Here is a 16404-nt window from a genome sequence, read left to right as displayed (position 1 = left end):
TCGCCGCAGTCTCGCGAACACCGCCTGGCCGAGCGATCAACTGTAGGAGCGCGCCATGCGCGCGATCGCGGGCATGGACCGCTCCTACAGGGTGTTCAGCAACTCGCCGGCCAGGGTTCGTTCCTGTTCCAGTCGCGCCGCCCAATCGCCGGTCAGCGAGCCCGCCAGCGCCGCCTGCTCCAGCTCGCCCAGGCGATCTCCCAGCCCACGCAAGCCCATCGACCGGCAACTGCCCGCCAGTCGATGCGCCAGGCTGGCCACCTCCACCGCGTCCTCCTGGCGCAACGCCTCCAGCAGCAGCGGCCATTGCGCGTCGAGCAGCGCCCACAGGCTGGCGAGCAGTTCGTTGAGCTTGTGCTCGCCCAGCAGGCGACGGTGGGTCTCCAGCACCTGGCGATCCAGCGGGCCGTCATCCGCCGCCTCGGGCAGCAGCTCCCAGGCCACGCCAGACAGCGCGCGGCGCAGGTCGTCCAGGCGCAGGGGCTTGCCCAGCACGCCCTGCATGCCGGCCTCGAAATAGCGGCGGACCATCCCCGGCTGCACGCTGGCGGTGAAGGCATGGATCGGCGTGGTGGCGTTGCGCCCGCCAGCCTGGGTGCGAATCGCCCGGCACAGGTCCAGGCCGTTCATGCCCGGCAGGTGCATGTCCAGCAGGATCAAATCGAAGCGCCGCGCGGCGGTGAGCGCCAGCGCAGGCTCGGCGTCGTCGGCCAGCTGCACGCGGTGGCCGTCACGCTCCAGCAGGGCCTGGGCGACCTCGCGGTTGAGGGCAACGTCTTCCACCACCAGCACGTCCAGCGCCGGCGCCTGTTCCACGGCCACGCTGGCGCGCGGCACCACGCCCGGCGCCAGCGTGATCTCGAACCAGAAGGTGCTGCCCTCGCCTTCCAGGCTCTCGACGCCGATCTCGCCACCCATGGCTTCCACCAGCCGCTTGCTGATCGCCAGCCCCAGCCCGGTGCCGCCGTAGCGCCGCGCGACCTCGTCGCTGGCCTGGGTGAAGCGCTGGAAAATCTTCTCCTGCTGCTCGGCGGAGATGCCAATGCCGTCGTCGGTGACGCTGAAACGCAGGCGCTGCCCGGCCTCGCTGCCGTGCAGCACGGCGACCTCCAGCAGCACCTCGCCTTCCTCGGTGAACTTCACCGCGTTGGCCAGCAGGTTGCTCAGCACCTGGCGCAGGAACTGCTCGGCGCCACGGCAGGCGTCCTGCACCTGCGGGTCGATGCGCAGGCGCAGGCAGGTACCGTTGTCCTCGGCGCGCGGCTCCAGCAGCGTCACCACGTCGTCGAGCAGGCGGCGCAGGGAGAAGTCCACCGGCTCCGGCTGGCTGGCGCCGTCCTCCAGCTTGGCGAAGTGCAGCACCTCGTTGAGGATCGCCAGCAGCCCTTCGCCGGCGGTGGACAGTGCCTGCAGGCGGCGCCGGTCCTGCTCGCCCAGGGGCGCGGCGCGCAGCAGCTCGGCCATGCCGAGGATGCCGTTTAGCGGGGTGCGGATCTCATGGCTCATGGTGGCGAGGAAGCGGCTCTTGGCGCGGTTGGCAGCCTCGGCTTCCTCCTTGGCGCGGCGCAGGCTGGCGGTGCGCCGTTCGACCCGCCGCTGCAGCTCGTCGCGCTTGCTCTGCAGGGCCGCGCGGTCGGCCTCGCGGCGGCGCAGCTCGGCACGCAGGGCGCGGCGCAGGCCATCGAGGGCATCGGCGACGGTGTCGATTTCGTCCTCTTCGCCTGAGCGTTGCTTGTCCAGCGCCAGCTCGGTGCCCAGGTCGCCGCCGGTCAGGCCACGCACGAAGTCGGCCATGGCGCGCAGGTGGCGCGTCACCAGGCTGTGGAACAACCAGCTCAGCGCCACCGCCAGGCCACAGAGGAACACGCCCATCCACAGCAGGCTGGCCAGCCCGCCGTGGAGCAGGCGCCGGTAGACGGCGCCCAGGTCGATGCTGACTTCCAGCTCGCCCAGCTCGCGGCGCTCGCCGTCCGGCGGCTGGAAGGCCAGGGCGTAGTGCTCGACACGGAACGGCCCGCGCTGCTCGTCGGCGTCCTGCACCAGGTTGAAGTCGGCGCTGCGCAGGCGCACCTGGGCGATGTCGGGGAAGTCGGCCAGGCCGTGCAGCTGCACGTTGAGCTGCTCCTGGTTGAGGTCCCACAGGCTGCGCTCGAAGCTGGCGAGGTAGCCGACGCGGATCAGCTCCAGGCGCGTGTCGATGTCGCGCATCTCCCGGCGGTATTCGAAGTACAACTGCACCGCGCTGGCCAGCACGGTGAAGCACAAGCTGAACAGCAGCACGCGCAGCAGCAGGCGCCGCGCCAGGCCGCCGGGCAGCCTCAACGCGGCACCCCGTCGCCGGCGAGCAGGGCGCGGTAGTCCTGCTCGCTCTGCTGCAGCCAGCGGGCGATGCTGCCGTCGTCCACGCGCTGCTGGAGCACCGCGTCGATCTCGTCCATCCGCGCGGCCAGCGGCGAATGGCGGGAGACGGCGATGCGCAGGTAGTCCACCGTCAGCGGCCGCGGCAGCGCGGCGATGTCCTGGCCGCCGGCGAGTTGCTCGACAAACAGCGTACCGGTGCGGCGCTCGTAGGCGATGAAGTCGATGCGCTGGCGGATCAGCTTGCCGAAGTTCTGTCGGCTGTCGGAGACCCATTCGACGTTGCCGTGCTCGGCAACGAGGCGGTCGAACGCCGGCCCGTAGCTTTCGCCGAACAGCAGCCCGCCGCGGTACCGGGCGAGGTCGCCGAGCTGATCGAAGCGCACCGGCTTGCGGCGGTTGTAGAAGATCGCCACTTCCTCGCGCAGCACCGGGACGCGGGAGAAGAGCAGGCCGTCGTCGCGCTGCGGGGTCTGGTAGGCGAGCGCCACGTCGACGCGGCCCTCGGCGGCGTCCAGCAGGCAACGCTTCCAGTTGCCCAGCACCACGGTCTGCACGTCGTAGCCCAGCTGGCCGAGCACGCTGCGCACGGTCTGCGGCGCCAGGCCGCGCACGTCGTGGCCGTCACTCCAGGAGATGGGCGGGTAGACGGGGTAGTCGCAGTAGCGCAGGGGTTGGGCGGCGTGGGCAAACGTGCAGAAGAGCAGGAGCAGGAGGGCCACGAGATGCTGGAAAGATCGGAGCGGCGGCCGCCCTCTCCCCAACCCTGGCTGCGCGCCCCGCTCCGAAGGGAGAGGGAGCTGTCCTGTGCTTACGGTATGCACTGGAGTCACCGATAGCTTCACGTTACGCCCGAAGAAACGGGGCATCGGCAGAACCTCAGGCGTCGGCAGGCGTGGCGGTGAACAGGTAGCCGGCGCCGTGGATGGTGATGATCAGCTCGGGCTCGGCAGGGTCGTCGCGCAGCTTGCGGCGCAGGCGGCCGACCAGGACGTCGATGGAGCGGTCGTTGGGCAGCCACTCGCGGTTGCGGATCTGGTCCATCAGCTGGTCGCGGCTCAGGGTATGGCCGGTGTTGCGCAGGAACACGCAGAGCAGCTGGAACTCGCCGTGGGTCAGCGGGGTTTCGCTGCCGCCGGCGTCGATCAGGCGGCGGCGGTCCGGGTCCAGCGTCCAGTGGGCGAAGCGCTTGTGGTTCTGCCGGCTGGGCGGGGTGGACACGGCGGCGGGTTGGCGGGCGTGGCGCACGCGGCGGATCAGGTTCTTCGCGCGGGACACCAGTTCGCGGGGGTTGAGCGGCTTGATGACGTAGTCGTCGGCGCCGCATTCCAGGCCGACGATGCGGTCAATGTCGTCGTTGCGCCCGGTGATCAGGATGATGCCGACCTCCGAACGCACGCGCAGCTCGCGGGTCAGGGTGAGGCCGTCCTTGCCGGGCAGGCGGATATCGAGCATCACCAGGTCGATGGGCTGTTCGGCCTGCGCGGCTTCGGCCAGCGTCGCCTCGGCCTGCTCGGCGGTGCCGGCGCACAGCACGTCATAGCCTTCCTCGCCGAGGTAGGCCTGGAGGAGCTCGCGAATCACCGGATCGTCGTCGACGATCAGTACACGGGAAGTCATCGCAATACCCTGCTGAAGCCGCCGCTCGTGGCGGGGCCATTCTTGTTATGCGTGGAGGTAGAGCTGTAGGAACTGTCCTGCAGATGGCGGCAGGTTACCGTCCGCTGAACATTCGATCAACAGACTCCCGACGCCCGACAAAAGCGCTGCCGGCCGCCGTGCTGGAGGCCATCCACCCAGGCTTCGCAGATCTGCACGCCCTGCTCCGGGGTAAAGGTATTGGGATTCAGGCCTGACTCCAACCACAGCCCGTCGAGTAGCGCGCTGAGGGCAATCGCCGCCAGCTCCGCATCGAAATCGGCCCATTCCTGCTCCTGCGCCAGCTCGTTCAGCGCCTGCGCCAGCAAGGCGCGGTACTCGCCGTAGGAATGGTCGTGGGCCTTGTTGATTTCCTCAGCCGTCTTCACCGCGCCCCAGAACGCCAGCCAGGCATCCAGCAGTTGCGGGTCGAGCAGTTCGGCGCTGAACGAGGCGCGGAAGAACGCCGACAGCCGTGCGCGGGCATCCGGCGCCGCCTCGGCGATGGCTTCGCGCAGCAGCTGCATGACGCGTCCGGTGACGGTCAGGTAGGCCTCGGCCACCAGCTCGTCCTTGCCCGAATAGTGGTGGTTGATCAGCCCCACCGAGACCCCGGCCTCGGCGCAGATCTTGCGAATGGAGGCGCCCTGGAAGCCGTGGCGCTTCAGGCACGCGAGGGTGGCCTCGATCAGCAATGCCTTGCGCTGCTCCGGCTCCAGTCGGGTAAAGCGGACTTCCTCGTTCATGCCTGGCTCCTAAGGTTTCAGGTGGCCAATCTGAACGATTGTTCGACAGGATGCCAGCGCCAGGGGCCGTTGACGCATCACCACGGCCGCGACAATGCGCACTCACCGGGGCGGCATGGGCCGTCAGTCGCCCCTTCGGGTTGCGGGATGTTTCGCGGCGACGCGGCTCGCATCGAAACGCCAGCAGCTCCTTACCTACCCGTTCGGGGAATGGTCCGGGCGGCGCCCCTGGTCGAGAGTGGCGCTATCCGCGAATTTGCCACTCCATAACAAGATCACAGGTGGGACTGACATGCAGAAAACGCTCGCAGCAGTACTCAGCGCGGCGCTGGCGACCTTGCCGGCACTGGGGCACGGGGAGGACGCCGACAGCGCGAAGACGCTGCGGCTGTACAACTGGTCCGACTACATCGGCGAACACACCCTTGCCGATTTCGAGAAGCAGACCGGCATCAAGGTGGTCTACGACACCTTCGATTCCTACGAGACAGTGCAGGGCAAGTTGCTGCCCGGCCGCTCCGGCTACGACCTGGTGGTGCTCAACGCCGCCCTGGTGCCGCCGCTGCTCAAAGCGGGGGTATTCCAGCCGCTGGACAAGTCGAAGTTGCCCAGCTGGAACAACCTCGACGCGGAGGTGCTCAAGCACCTGGACCACTACGATCCGGGCGTGAAGTACTCGGCGCCCTACACCTGGGGCAGCAACGGCATCACCTACAACATCGACAAGATCAAGCAGCGCATGCCCGACGCGCCCATCGGCTCGCTGGCGATGCTGTTCGATCCGAAGATCGTGTCGAAATTCGCCGATTGCGGGGTGACCATCATCGATTCCCCCACCGACGTGATCCCGCTGGCACTGGCCTACCTCAAGCGCGACCCCAACAGCGCGCTGCCCGAGGACCTCAAGGCCGCCCAGGACCTGCTGCAATCGATCCGCCCGTACATCCGCAAGTTCGACTCCACCAGCTACCTCAACGGCCTGGCCAACGGCGACCAGTGCATGGCGATGACTTGGTCCGGCGACTACGCCACCGCCCAGGCCCGCGCCGACGAAGCCGGCGCCAAGGTCAAGCTGGGCTACTTCGTGCCCAAGGAAGGCTCGCTGATCTGGTTCGACGACTTCTACATCCCGGCCGACGCGCCGCACGTGGAAAACGCCCACCGGTTCATCGAGTACATGCTGCAGCCCAAGGTGGCCGCCGGCGTCGCCGACTACATCCGCTACGCCTCCAGCAATGCCGCCGCCACCCCGCTGCTGGCCGCCGAGGTGCGCAACGACCCGGCGATCTACCCCGACGCCGAGACCCGCGCCCGGCTGTTCACCCAGAAGGTGCAGAACCCCAAGGCGACCCGCCTGATCACCCGCACCTGGAATGCGGTGAAGACCGGGACCTGAGTTCCACTCGTTCAAGAGCCCCCTCTCCCCAGCCCTCTCCCTGAAGGGAGAGGGGGCAGCCCGCAGCAGAATCCTGGGAAGTCATCCTCCTGATGATTCGCAGGCAGCGGGCCCGCAATGACCGTCGTAGTCGCCGAGCGCTCCGAACGGTCCCCTCTCCCGCTTGCGGGAGAGGGTTAGGGAGAGGGCAAGGACTCGCACGACGAACCGTAATTTCGAGGTAAAGCCGATGACCACCCCAACTCCAGCCTTCTTCGCCCAGTTCAACGACGAGCAGCTGGTCGCCGCCGACAAGGCTCACTACATGCACGGCTACCACGTGTTCGACGATCACCGGGTCAACGGTGCGCTGAACATCGCTGCCGGCGAGGGCGCCTACATCTACGACACCAAGGGCAACCGCTACCTGGATGCCGTGGGCGGCATGTGGTGCACCAACATCGGCCTGGGCCGTGCGGAAATGGCCGACGCCATCGCCGAGCAGGTGCGCCAGCTGGCCTACTCCAACCCCTTCTGCGACATGGCCAACGTGAGCGCCATCCAGCTCTGCGAGAAGCTCGCCGAACTGGCGCCGGGCGACCTCGACCACGTGTTCCTCACCACTGGCGGCTCCACCGCCGTGGACACCGCCTACCGCCTGATCCAGTACTACCAGAACTGCCGCGGCAAGCATGAAAAGAAGCACATCATCAGCCGCGTCAACGCCTACCACGGCTCGACCTTCCTCACCATGTCGCTGGGCGGCAAGGTCGCCGACCACCCGGCCGAGTTCGATTTCCTCAAGGACGTCATCCACCACATCTCCTGCCCCAACCCCTACCGTGCACCGGAAGGGATGACCGAGGGCGACTTCCTCGAATTCCTGGTCAAGGAATTCGAAGACAAGATCCTCGAACTGGGCCCGGACAAGGTCGCCGCCTTTTTCGCCGAGCCGATCATGGGCTCGGGCGGCGTGATCATCCCGCCCCAGGGCTACCATCAGCGCATGTGGCAGGTGTGCCAGCGGTACGATGTGCTCTACGTCGCCGACGAGGTGGTGACCTCCTTCGGCCGCCTCGGCGCCTTCTTCGCCTCCGAAGAGGTGTTCGGCATGCAGCCGGACATCATCACCACCGCCAAGGGCCTGACCTCCGGCTACCTGCCGCTGGGCGCGTGCATCTTCTCCGACCGCATCTGGAAGGTGATCGGCGAGGCCGATCAGGGCCGCTGCTTCGCCCACGGCTTCACCTACAGCGGGCACCCGGTGAGCTGCGTTTCGGCGCTGAAGAACATCGAGATCATCGAGCGTGAGAACCTGCTGGAGCACGTGAAGGACGTCGGCGGCTACCTGGAGCAGCGTCTGCAGGAACTGGCCGACCTGCCGCTGGTGGGCAGCGTGCGCTGCCAGAAGCTCATGGCCTGCGTCGAGTTCGTCGCCGACAAGCGCAGCAAGGTGCTCTTCCCCGAGGCGCTGAACATCGGCGAGAAGATCCACCTGCGCGCCCAGGCCAAGGGCCTGCTGGTGCGGCCGATCGTGCACCTGAACGTGATGTCGCCGCCGCTGACCATCACCCGCGAGCAGGTCGACGAGATCGTCGACACCCTGCGCGAGTCGATCCTCGAGGCCGCCGAAGACCTTCAGCGCAGCGGTGATTACGCGGGGCATTGATGATCGATCCGAGGATTTTGCCTACACCCCGGCAGCCCTGTAGTCTGCCGGACATGAGCGAATCCCAGGCGCTGAGCGAAACGTCCGACGCACCGGCCCTGCATGCCTGGCATGCGGGGCTGGCGCGCGCCATGGCCAGCGTCGGCGACGTCGTCTTCGTCGAACGCCTGGCCGACGCCCTGGGCTGCCTGGTGCCAGCGGAGTCGGTGATGCTCGGCCTGGAACAGCGCGGCCAGCCGCCGCAGCCGCTGTACCAGCGCGGCATCGACCCGGAGCATCACGAAGCGCTGATCGACCGCTACTACGCCCGCGGCTACCTGCTCGACCCCTTCTGCCTGGCCATGGAAGACGGCCTCACCGAAGGCTTCTACCCGCTGGCCAACATCGCCCCGGACGATTTCTTCGCCAGCGAGTACTACAAGACCTACTACCTCAAGTTCGGCTGCACCGAGGACTGCCACTTCATCATCGACCTGGGCGAGGCGCGCAAGGTCTCGCTGTGCCTGTTCCAGGGCAGCAGCGGCGCGCGCTTCAGCGAAACCCAGCTGGACCTGCTGGCCACCGCCCTGCCGCTGGTGCGCGAGCTGGTTCGCCAGTTCGAGCGCAACGGCGGGCTGGACCTGCTGCTGGCCGGGCGCGGCGTGAGCAGCGGCGCGGCGGACGCCCAGGCGCCGCTGAACCGCCACATCCGCGCGGCCTTCATGAACTTCGGCGCCGACCGCCTCACCGAGCGCGAGCGGGAAATCGCCCACCTGCTGCTGCGCGGCCACTCGGTGAAGTCCAGCGCGCGGGTGCTGGATATCTCGCCGGAAACCGTGCGCATGCACCGCAAGCACCTCTACACCAAGCTGGCAATCAACTCCCAGGCGGAGCTGTTCTCGCTGTTCATCGACTGGTTGACCGGCGACGCCGCCGCCTGATCCCAAGCCTGTAGGAGCGAGCTTGCTCGCGAACCGGGCAGGCACGGTGTGAAGCATTCGCGAGCAAGCTCGCTCCTACGAAAAGCAAAAGCACCGATGCGGCGCGGGCTCGGAAAATCTGCCAACCTATGGCATTCCCCGCTGTCTGATCCGTGCCCCATCACCAGGAGAGCTTCCCGATGTCCCGACGCTGGCTACCCGCCTTGCTGTTGGCCGCCGCCCTGCCGCTGCACGCCGCCGAAACCAAACCCACCTACGGCCCGGAACTGGAGCGTTTCAACTACGCCTATCCGGTCGGCCATTACAGCTTCGCGTCCCAGGGCCATCACATGCACATGGCCTACCTGGACGTGAAGCCCAAGAAGCAGCCCAACGGCCGCACCGTGGTGCTGCTGCACGGCAAGAACTTCTGCGCCGGCACCTGGGAATCCACCATCGCCGCCCTGAGCGAGGCCGGCTACCGCGTGGTGGCGCCGGACCAGATCGGCTTCTGCAAGTCGACCAAGCCCGAGCGCTACCAGTACAGCTTCCAGCAACTGGCGACCAACACCCACGCGCTGCTGGAGCACCTCAAGGTCGGCAAGATCACCCTGCTGGGCCACTCCACCGGCGGCATGCTCGCCACCCGCTACGCGCTGATGTACCCGCAGCAGGTGGAGCAGCTGGCCATGGTCAACCCCATCGGCCTGGAGGACTGGAAGGCCCTGGGCGTGCCCTACCGCACCCCGGACCAGTGGTACGAGCGCGAGCTGAAGACCAGCGCCGAGAGCATCCGCCAGTACGAGCAGGCGACCTATTACGCCGGCCAGTGGAAGCCCGAGTACGACAAGTGGGTGAACATGCTCGCCGGCCTGTTCAACGGCGCCGGCCACGAGCGCGTGGCGTGGAACTCGGCGCTGCTCTACGACATGATCTTTACCCAGCCGGTGGTCTACGAATTCGGTCAGCTGAAGATGCCGACCCTGCTGCTGATCGGCACCAAGGACAACACCGCGATCGGCAAGGACCTCGCCCCGGACGCGCTGAAGGCCAAGCTGGGCAACTACTCCGAGCTGGGCAAGGCGACCGCCAAGGCCATCCCCAACGCGACCCTGGTGGAATTCGACGACCTGGGCCATGCGCCGCAGATCCAGGACCCGAAGCGCTTCCACGAAGCACTGCTCAAGGGCCTGGCGGACTTCAAGCACTGATGTCGACGGGGGGGTAGAGGCCCTTGCAGGAGCGGGCCATGCCCGCGACCCGATCCCGCGCCGGGCTATCGCGGACGGAGTCCGCTCCTACGCGTCCTCGACTATCGGCGCAGGGGGCTCCCCTCCCCAGCCCTCTCCCGGAGGGAGAGGGAGCCGATTGTGCCGGCTGACGCTGCCGTTTCATCCTCCACCGAACGATCCCCTCTCCCTCTGGGAGAGGGCCAGCCGCGCCCCCGGCTGAACCTGTAGGAGCGGGCCATGCCCGCGACCCGCTCCTGCGCCGGGCTATCGCGGAGGGAGAGGGAGCCGATTGTGCCGGCTGAAGCTGCGGTTTCATCCTCCCCCGAACGATCCCCTCTCCCTCTGGGAGAGGGCTAGGGTGAGGGCAGCCGCAGCACCGAGCAAAACCTGTAGGAGCGAGCTTGCTCGCGAACCGCCCAGCAACCCGAACTACCGGGAAGTCCATTCGCGAGCAAGCTCGCTCCTACAAAAGCCAAGGCGGCAGCCACAACAAAAACGCCGGCTCCCCTCGCAGGGAGCCGGCGCTTTTCATTCGGGTGGGCGATCAGCCCAGGTTCTTGCCCAGCAGCGCGTGGTACAGCTCGCTGTCGCCGAGCACGCCGACGACGCGGCTCTGCTCCTGCAGCACCAGCTTGTGGCCGGTCTGGTAGCGGATCTGCAGTGCATCGCGCATGCGGATGTTGACGTCCACCAGGGTCGGCTCGTGCTTGAGCTTTTCCACCGGGTCGCCCGGGCGCCATTGCTGCAGGTCGATGATGTTGCTGCCCTGGCGCGCGGTCTTGATCTGGTTCGTCTCGGTCAGGCCCAGCCAGCAATCGCGGCCCTGGTCGAAGCACACTTCGTCGGCCTGGCGGCGGCACTGGTCCAGGCCACGCATCAGGCTGGAGCCGCACAGCACGTTGAGCGGGTTGGTGTGGGCAACGAAGGTGCGCACGTAGTCGTCCGCCGGGCTGAGCACGATTTCCTCGGGCTTGCCGTGCTGGATGATGCGGCCGTCCTTCATGATCGCGATGCGCGTGCCGATCTTCAGCGCCTCGTCCAGGTCGTGGCTGACGAAGACGATGGTCTTGTGCAGCTGGCGTTGCAGCACCAGCAGTTCATCCTGCAGTTGCTGGCGGATCAGCGGGTCCAGCGCGGAGAAGGGTTCGTCCATCAGCAGGATGTCGCCATCCATCGCCAGGGCGCGGGCCAGGCCGACGCGCTGCTGCATGCCGCCGGAGAGGGAATCCGGGCGCTTGTCGCGCCATTGCGACAGGCCGACCAGCTCCAGCTTCTCGTCGATCACCTTCTTGCGCTCGTTGGCCGGGCGGCCCTGCATCTCCAGGCCGAAGCCGATGTTCTCGGCCACGGTCAGCCAGGGCATCAGCGCGAACTTCTGGAACACCATGGCGATGCGCTTGGTGCGCATGGTCTTGAGCGTCGCCGGCGAGCAGCTGGCGATGTCCACCTGCTGGCCTTCGTGCTCGATCAGCAGCTTGCCGCGGCTGACCCGGTTGAGGCCGTTGATGCAGCGCAGCAGGCTGGACTTGCCCGAGCCCGACAGGCCCATCATCACGCAGATCTCGCCGCGGTTGACGTCCAGGCAGGCATCCTCCACACCCAGTACCTGACCGGTACGCTTGAGGATTTCCTCGCGGCCCAGGCCCTTGTCGAGCAGCTTGAGCGCTTCCTTGGTGTGGGTGCCGAAAATCACATCCACATGTTCGAATCGAATCGCCGACATAGTGCTTACCTCCCCCGCAGCGAACGTTGCTTGCACACCCGGTCGAGCAGGATGGCGAGCAGGACGATGGCCAGACCGGCCTCGAAGCCGAGGGAAATGTCCGCCGTGTTGAGCGCGTTGACCACGGGTTTGCCGAGGCCGTCCGCACCCACCAGCGCGGCGATGACGACCATCGACAGCGACAACATGATGCATTGGGTGATCCCGGCGCCGATGCTGGGCATGGCATGCGGCAGCTCGATGCGCGTCAGCAGTTGCCAGCGCGAGCAGCCGAAGGCCTTGCCGGCGTCCATCAGTTCCGCCGGCACGTCCTGGATACCCAGGCAGGTCAGGCGGATGGGCGCGGCGATGGCGAAGATCACCGTGGAGATCAGACCCGGAACCACACCCAGGCCGAACAGGGTCAGGGTGGGGATCAGGTAGACGAAGGTGGGCACTGTCTGCATCAGGTCCAGCAGCGGCCTGAGCGCGGTGTAGAACCAGGGCTTGTGCGCCGCCAGGATGCCCAGCGGCACCCCGATGGCGATACACACCACCGTGGCGAAGATCACCTGCGCCAGGGTCTCCATGGTTTCCTGCCAGTACCCCAGGTTCAGGATCAGCAGCAGCGAGGCCAGGGCGAAGGCCGCCAGGCCCCAGCTGCGCTGGATGTAGAACACCAGGAAGACCATCAGCGCGATCAGCGCCAACGGGTTGAACCAGAGCAGGCTGTTGGTGACGCCGTGGATGAGGAACTCGAGGGTGTCGGAAATCTTGTCGAACACCGACGCGCCATGTTGCGTAAGCCAGTCGACGAAGGCGGCGATATGCTCGCCCAGCGGTAGCTTGTGGTCAGTCAGAAACATAATGCGGGCCCATCAGAAGCTTTAGGAATCGGCCAACGGCAATGACTTCGGCACTTATTTAGCGAATGCCACCTTGGCTGCCGCCAAGGCCGGTTTGCCGTCACGGGTGGTCACGCCGGCGAGCCAGGCGTCGAGCAGTTCCGGATGGTCCTTCAACCAGGCTTTGGCCGCCTCTTCGGGCTTCTTGCCCCCGTTGAGCACGGCGTCCATGAGTTTGTTTTCCATGTCCAGGGTGAAGGTCAGGTTGGTCAGCAGCTTGCCGACGTTGGAGCATTCCTGGACGTAACCCTTGCGGACGTTGGTGTAGATGGTCGCGCCGCCGTAGTTGGGCCCGAATACGTCGTCCCCGCCTTCGAGGTACTTCATCTTGAAGCGGGTGTTCATCGGGTGCGGTTCCCAGCCCAGGAACACGATCCACTGGTTGCGGCGGTCGGCGCGCCCGACCTGCGAGAGCATGCCGGCCTCGCTGGACTCCACCAGCTTGAACTTGCCCAGGTCGAACTGGTTCTTGTCGAGCATGCCCTGGACCAGGCGGTTGCCGTCGTTGCCAGGCTCGATGCCATAGATCTTGCCGCCCAGCTTGTCGGCGTACTTGGCGATGTCGGCGAAGGACTTCAGCCCGCCGTCGTACGCGGCCTGGGTAACGGCCAGGGTGTACTTGGCGCCCTCGAGGTTGGCTTTCACCGTCTCGACCGAGCCATTGTCGGCGTAGGGCTTGATGTCGTTGGCCATGCTCGGCATCCAGTTGCCGAGGAAGACATCGAGGTCCTTGTTCGCCAGCGACTTGTAGGTCACCGGCACGGACAACATGGTTACCTTGGTGGTGTAGCCAAGCGACTCAAGCACCTGACGGGTAGTAGCGGTGGTCACGGTGATGTCGGTCCAGCCGACGTCGGAGAAGCGAACCGTGCCGCACGACTCAGGTTCAGCGGCCTGAACCACCAGCGGCGCACCTAGGGACACAGCCAGCAGCAAAGACTTGCAACCTTTCATGAGCGTACTCCTCTGCGGGGTTGGGGCGCCGGCGCTGCCCACTGGGGTTAGGGGCGCGGCGGTCTGAATTATGGGTGGGACCTTAATCACGGGCCCTTTTGTTGTCATTTCGTAAACGATCATGGAGCAGGAAAATTTCGTCGCATACCGGGTGGGTCGCATCCAGTGCAGGCGAAGTCGTATTCAGCACCAGGCATGTCGCATCCAGTGGAAAGGCCCGGTTCCAGCGACTTGCAGCGGCCCGGATCAATCCATGGCGGCGGTTTTCTGGCCCCCTGGCGACGCCGCCGATGAGCTGGGAGCGACACCCTGCAGCCAGCCGTCGAGGACCTGCGGGTTGGCTTTGAGCCAACTCTTGGCGGCCTGGCGCGGATTGCGTCGCTCGTTGAGCACCGCATCCATCAGCTGGTTCTCCATCGCCAGGTCGAATTTCAGGTTCTTCAGCAGCCGCGCCACATTCGGGCACTCCTGAAGATAGCCTGCTCTGACGTTGGTGAAGACTGTCGCGCCGCCAAAGTTGGGGCCAAAGTAGGAATCCCCTCCTTCCAGATAGTTCATCTGGATGCGGGTATTCATCGGGTGCGGCTCCCAGCCCAGGAACACGATGGGCTGCTTCAGCGCCCCGGCGCGCTTGACGTAGGCCAGCATGTCGGCCTCGCTGGACTCGACCAGCTTGAAATCGCCCAGGCCGAAGGCCTTGTCGTTGATCATCTTCTGGATCAGCTGGTTGCCGTCGTTGCCCGGCTCGATGCCGTAGAGGCGCCCGCCCAGCTGCTCCTTGAATCTGGCGATATCGACAAAGGTCTTCAGGCCCGCCTCGTAGGCGTAGCGCGGCACCGCCAGGGTGTACTTGGCGCCTTCGAGGTTGGCGCCCACGGTTTCCACCTGGCCCTTGTCGGAGAACGGCTTGATGTCGTTCGCCATGCTCGGCATCCAGTTGCCCAGGAACACGTCGATCTTCTTCTCCGACATCGCCCGGTAGGTGTCCGGCACGGACAACCGCACCACCTGCGTGCGGTAGCCCTGGTGGCTGAGCACCAGGCGGGTCACCGCGGTGGTCACGGTGATGTCGGTCCAGCCGACGTCGGCGAAGCGCACCACGGCGCAGGATTCGGGTTCGGCGGCGCGCGCGGCGCCCGGTAGTACCACGGATAACACCAACAGCGACGACACAAGACTCTTCATGAGACCAGCCTCTGACTGCGGAGAACGGGGGTGGATACGGGCGAACGCTGCCGTTCGTCGGTGGCGGATCATGGAACAGCGCAGCCGCCCGCGCCTATCGACCGGTCGTGGTTCGCGGCCCTGGCGTCGTAAAGAGGCAAGCTTTCGTCGGCCCCGGAACAGGCAGCCCCGCGCCCTGCCCCGTCGGGGCGCGCGAGCGGCGTTATTGGATACGGCCGCGTCGCCGATGGACGCAGCCGGCGCCGGACTTGGGTCGATCATGGCCGGGCATCGCGGGCACAGGGACGTGCCTACTCCTCCCCTTCATGGATGCGCAGCTCGCCCGGAGTTCGGCATGGCAATCAGTGTGTTCGACCTGTTCAAGATCGGTATCGGCCCCTCCAGTTCGCACACGGTCGGCCCCATGCGCGCCGCCGCGCTGTTCGTCGGCGCCCTGCGCGAGCGGCAGATGCTCGAACGCACCAGCCGCGTGGAAGTGCGCCTGTATGGCTCGCTGTCCGCCACCGGCGTCGGCCACGGCACCGACCGTGCGGTGATCATGGGCCTGATGGGCGAATGGCCGGACCGCATCGACCCGCGCGAGATCGAACCGCGCATGGCGCAACTGCGCAGCTCCGGCCAACTGCTGCTGGCCGGCAGCCGGGCGATCCCCTTCGACTGGGTGCGCGACATGCGCCTGCTCGAAGAGAACCTGCCCTACCACCCCAATGCCATGCGCCTGACCGCCATCGAAGGCGACCACGTGCTGCACAGCGACACCTACTACTCCATCGGCGGCGGCTTCGTGGTCGACGAGGAACAGGCCGCCTCCGGCAGCCTCGACACCGACAACACCGTGCTGCCCTACGATTTCGCCAGCGCCGCCGAACTGCTCATGCTCTGCCGCCGCCACAACCTGCGGATTTCCGAGCTGATGATGGCCAACGAGCGCATGTGGCGCAGCGAAACCGACATCCGCGAAGGCCTCAAGGTCATCTGGCAAGCCATGCGCGACTGCGTGAACAACGGCCTCAGCCAGGAAGGCATCCTCCCCGGCGGCCTCAACGTGCAGCGCCGCGCCGCGCGCCTGCACCGCAACCTGCAGCAAATCGGCAAGCCCAACGTCATCGGCTCGACCCTCTCCGCCATGGAATGGGTCAACCTCTTCGCCCTGGCGGTGAACGAGGAAAACGCCGCCGGCGGGCGCATGGTCACCGCGCCCACCAACGGCGCGGCCGGCATCATCCCGGCGGTGCTGCACTACTACATGCGCTTCAACCCCGACGCCAGCGACGACGACGTCACCAACTACTTCCTCGCCGCCGCCGCCGTCGGCATCCTGTGCAAGAAGAACGCCTCCATCTCCGGCGCCGAGGTCGGCTGCCAGGGCGAGGTCGGCTCCGCCTGCGCCATGGCCGCGGCGGGCCTGGCCGAAGTGCTAGGCGCCACGCCCGAACAGGTGGAGAACGCCGCCGAGATCGGCCTGGAGCACAACCTGGGCCTCACCTGCGACCCGGTCGGCGGCCTCGTCCAGGTGCCCTGCATCGAGCGCAACGCCATCGCCGCGGTGAAGGCCATCAACGCCGCGCAGATGGCACTGCGCGGCGACGGCCAGCACTTCATCAGCCTCGACCAGGTGATCCGCACCATGCGCAACACCGGCGCCGACATGCACGACAAATACAAGGAAACCTCGCGCGGCGGATTGGCCGTCAGCATCATCGAATGCTGACCCGCAATCGACCACGCCCGACCCGGCGCG

Annotated in this window: 13 protein-coding genes; 5 read left to right on the top strand and 8 right to left on the bottom strand. The window is 66.7% G+C overall.

Going from position 1 to position 16404, the window contains the following annotated elements; all coding sequences use genetic code 11:
* Nucleotides 1-84 precede the first annotated feature (84 nt).
* The 4 genes from ACNFIA_RS03650 to ACNFIA_RS03635 all read right to left on the bottom strand — a co-directional run bounded on the left by ACNFIA_RS03650 (nt 85) and on the right by ACNFIA_RS03635 (nt 4742).
* Nucleotides 85-2322: an ATP-binding protein gene (locus tag ACNFIA_RS03650; RefSeq protein WP_416782913.1), complete on the bottom strand. Its 2238-nt coding sequence runs from the start codon at nt 2320-2322 to the stop codon at nt 85-87.
* Nucleotides 2319-3080 carry a substrate-binding periplasmic protein gene (locus ACNFIA_RS03645; protein ID WP_416782911.1) on the bottom strand — a complete coding sequence of 254 codons (762 nt, stop codon included), beginning with the start codon at nt 3078-3080 and terminating at the stop codon, nt 2319-2321. Before ACNFIA_RS03645 ends, ACNFIA_RS03650 begins: the two co-directional genes overlap by 4 nt.
* Nucleotides 3081-3237: 157 nt before the next feature.
* On the bottom strand, nt 3238-3984 hold the full coding sequence (locus ACNFIA_RS03640; RefSeq protein ID WP_259759506.1) for a response regulator: 747 nt from the start codon (nt 3982-3984) through the stop codon (nt 3238-3240).
* Between the two features lie 110 nt (nt 3985-4094).
* Complete coding sequence (locus ACNFIA_RS03635; RefSeq protein ID WP_259758223.1) at nt 4095-4742, bottom strand: TetR family transcriptional regulator C-terminal domain-containing protein; 648 nt, start codon at nt 4740-4742, stop codon at nt 4095-4097.
* 292 nt (nt 4743-5034) lie between these two features.
* Here ACNFIA_RS03635 and ACNFIA_RS03630 point away from each other — a divergent pair, with 292 nt between their 5' ends.
* The 4 genes from ACNFIA_RS03630 to ACNFIA_RS03615 all read left to right on the top strand — a co-directional run bounded on the left by ACNFIA_RS03630 (nt 5035) and on the right by ACNFIA_RS03615 (nt 9896).
* The gene (locus ACNFIA_RS03630; protein ID WP_416782909.1) at nt 5035-6138 is read left to right on the top strand and encodes a polyamine ABC transporter substrate-binding protein; all 1104 of its coding nucleotides are present in this window, start codon (nt 5035-5037) and stop codon (nt 6136-6138) included.
* Between the two features lie 229 nt (nt 6139-6367).
* Nucleotides 6368-7786, top strand: a complete 1419-nt coding sequence (locus ACNFIA_RS03625; RefSeq protein ID WP_416782908.1) for an aminotransferase — start codon at nt 6368-6370, stop codon at nt 7784-7786.
* Between the two features lie 53 nt (nt 7787-7839).
* Nucleotides 7840-8706 carry a helix-turn-helix transcriptional regulator gene (locus ACNFIA_RS03620; RefSeq protein WP_416782906.1) on the top strand — a complete coding sequence of 289 codons (867 nt, stop codon included), beginning with the start codon at nt 7840-7842 and terminating at the stop codon, nt 8704-8706.
* A gap of 179 nt (nt 8707-8885) precedes the next feature.
* A complete protein-coding gene (locus ACNFIA_RS03615; protein ID WP_416782904.1) occupies nt 8886-9896 on the top strand; it encodes an alpha/beta fold hydrolase in 1011 nt (336 codons plus the stop codon).
* A gap of 565 nt (nt 9897-10461) precedes the next feature.
* Here the strand turns inward: ACNFIA_RS03615 and choV are convergent.
* The 4 genes from choV to ACNFIA_RS03595 form a co-directional block, all read right to left on the bottom strand.
* Nucleotides 10462-11640 (bottom strand): choline ABC transporter ATP-binding protein, encoded by a 1179-nt coding sequence (choV, locus tag ACNFIA_RS03610; RefSeq protein WP_259758229.1) that lies wholly within the window; start codon nt 11638-11640, stop codon nt 10462-10464.
* Between the two features lie 5 nt (nt 11641-11645).
* On the bottom strand, nt 11646-12485 hold the full coding sequence (choW, locus tag ACNFIA_RS03605) for a choline ABC transporter permease subunit (RefSeq protein WP_017521464.1): 840 nt from the start codon (nt 12483-12485) through the stop codon (nt 11646-11648).
* A 54-nt stretch (nt 12486-12539) separates the two neighbouring features.
* Nucleotides 12540-13478 carry a choline ABC transporter substrate-binding protein gene (locus tag ACNFIA_RS03600; RefSeq protein WP_259758230.1) on the bottom strand — a complete coding sequence of 313 codons (939 nt, stop codon included), beginning with the start codon at nt 13476-13478 and terminating at the stop codon, nt 12540-12542.
* Between the two features lie 246 nt (nt 13479-13724).
* Nucleotides 13725-14663 carry a choline ABC transporter substrate-binding protein gene (locus tag ACNFIA_RS03595; protein WP_416782902.1) on the bottom strand — a complete coding sequence of 313 codons (939 nt, stop codon included), beginning with the start codon at nt 14661-14663 and terminating at the stop codon, nt 13725-13727.
* A 334-nt stretch (nt 14664-14997) separates the two neighbouring features.
* On the opposite strand from ACNFIA_RS03595, the gene ACNFIA_RS03590 reads away from it, so the two are divergent.
* Nucleotides 14998-16374 (top strand): L-serine ammonia-lyase, encoded by a 1377-nt coding sequence (locus tag ACNFIA_RS03590; RefSeq protein ID WP_416782900.1) that lies wholly within the window; start codon nt 14998-15000, stop codon nt 16372-16374.
* Nucleotides 16375-16404 lie beyond the last annotated feature (30 nt).

This window comes from Pseudomonas sp. NY15437, from assembly GCF_048068435.1.
In the GTDB taxonomy this organism is placed as follows: Bacteria; Pseudomonadota; Gammaproteobacteria; order Pseudomonadales; family Pseudomonadaceae; genus Pseudomonas; species Pseudomonas nitroreducens_B.
The sequence above is the reverse complement of the archived record's forward strand: the minus strand, read 5'-3'. Positions and strand labels throughout refer to the sequence as shown.